This is a genomic window from Helicobacter turcicus (assembly GCF_019711685.1).
GTDB lineage: Bacteria > Campylobacterota > Campylobacteria > Campylobacterales > Helicobacteraceae > Helicobacter_D > Helicobacter_D turcicus.
In genome coordinates this window covers 1-1,405 of the sequence record NZ_JAIGYQ010000029.1, presented here as the reverse complement: position 1 = coordinate 1,405, position 1,405 = coordinate 1, and the positions used below count along the sequence as shown (strand labels likewise).

Annotated in this window: 3 protein-coding genes; all 3 read left to right on the top strand. The window is 35.0% G+C overall.

Annotation, left to right across the window (positions count from 1 at the left end):
* The first annotated feature begins 202 nt into the window (after nucleotides 1-202).
* Nucleotides 203-430, top strand: coding sequence for a hypothetical protein (locus tag K4G57_RS08945; RefSeq protein WP_221532829.1), 228 nt, complete (start codon nucleotides 203-205; stop codon nucleotides 428-430).
* Nucleotides 414-683 carry a type II toxin-antitoxin system RelE family toxin gene (locus K4G57_RS08940; protein ID WP_221532828.1) on the top strand — a complete coding sequence of 90 codons (270 nt, stop codon included), beginning with the start codon at nucleotides 414-416 and terminating at the stop codon, nucleotides 681-683. The genes K4G57_RS08945 and K4G57_RS08940 overlap by 17 nt, the downstream gene beginning before the upstream one ends.
* Nucleotide 684: 1 nt before the next feature.
* The coding region (locus K4G57_RS08935) for a restriction endonuclease subunit S (RefSeq protein WP_221561860.1) at nucleotides 685-1,405 on the top strand (721 nt) is incomplete at its 3' end.

Sequence of the window (1,405 nt, the reverse complement as noted above, 5' to 3'; positions counted from 1 at the left end):
TAACTAGAATCTTTAAGGCTCTTAATGAAAGATTCTTACTTTATAAAGTCAAAGCCTTGTTTTTACTTCTTAAAAAGCAAAGTATTAACTAAAGGTAAAACGATGCAAACAAAAGAACTTTTAGAATTTTTAAAATATGAAAAAGTGGAGTATAAGCCTTTGGGGAATCTGTTATAATAATAAACAAAGGAAAAGGAAAGCAATGAATATCACCCTATCACAAGAAGCACAAACCTTGCTTCATCGCGCACAAAAAAGCACCAAAGACCCAGCAGAAACGATTATCACAAAGGCATTAGCAAATTATTTAGAGGACTTGGAGGATTATAAAAGTGCGCAACTTGCAGAGAAGCGACTGCTTAGCGGCACTTCGTTGATAACACTAGAGGATTTGGCAAAAAAGGCAAAACTTAATGCAGGTGAAATTTGAAGCCAAAGCAGAAAAAGAATTTCTAGCCCTCACAAAATCCGCACAAATACAGATTCTAAAATACCTTAAAAAGATTGAAAACTTAGAGAATCCTAGAGATTTTGGCAAGGCTTTAAGCGGGAATCTTAAAAATTATTGGCGTTATCGCGTGGGCGATTATAGACTAATTTGCAAGATACAAGAATATGAACTTATCATCATAGTAGTGGATATAAATCATAGAAGCAAAATCTATAAGATGTTTAGAGGTTAATATGCAAACAAAAGAACTTTTAAGATTCTTAAAATATGAAAAAGTGGAGTATAAGCCGCTTTGTGAGATTTGTCATTTGAGGGCTGGGGATAGAATCATAAAATCTATGATGAACGCAAATGAAAAATATCCTGTTATAGGTGGCGGTGTAGTGCCAACAGGATATTTTAAAGATTATAATTTTTTAAAAGGCATTACTATTGCAAGAGCTGGAAGTGCTGGATTTGTATCGTGGCAAGAAAATCCCTTTTGGGCTACTGATGTGTGCTTTGTGGCTACCCTGTGCGAATTTTGTCATTCTGATTTTGCCCCTTGTGATTCTAAGCATTGCGAAGAACCCCCCGCTCCTTGTCATTCTGAGGCGTTAGCCGAAGAATCTCTTAAGGATTCTAAAGTAAGAGATATTTCGGCTTCGCCTCAATATGACAAAAGAGCTTTACCTCGTGCAATCTGTGAGGATTTCACCCTCACTAGCAAATATGACAATTTAAATTTAAAATTTATCTTTTACTTTTTAAAAAGTCGTCAAAATGATTTACAAAAACATCTCTATGGTGCTTCTATGCCTAAACTTGATAAAGGATACTTGTGGAATTTCCCCATTCCCCTCCCCCCTCTAGAAGTGCAAAATGCAATTGTTGCAATCTTGGATAAATTTACAGAATTAGAAAAAGAATTAGAAAAAGAATTAGTAGCCAGACGCAAACAATACGAATATTACA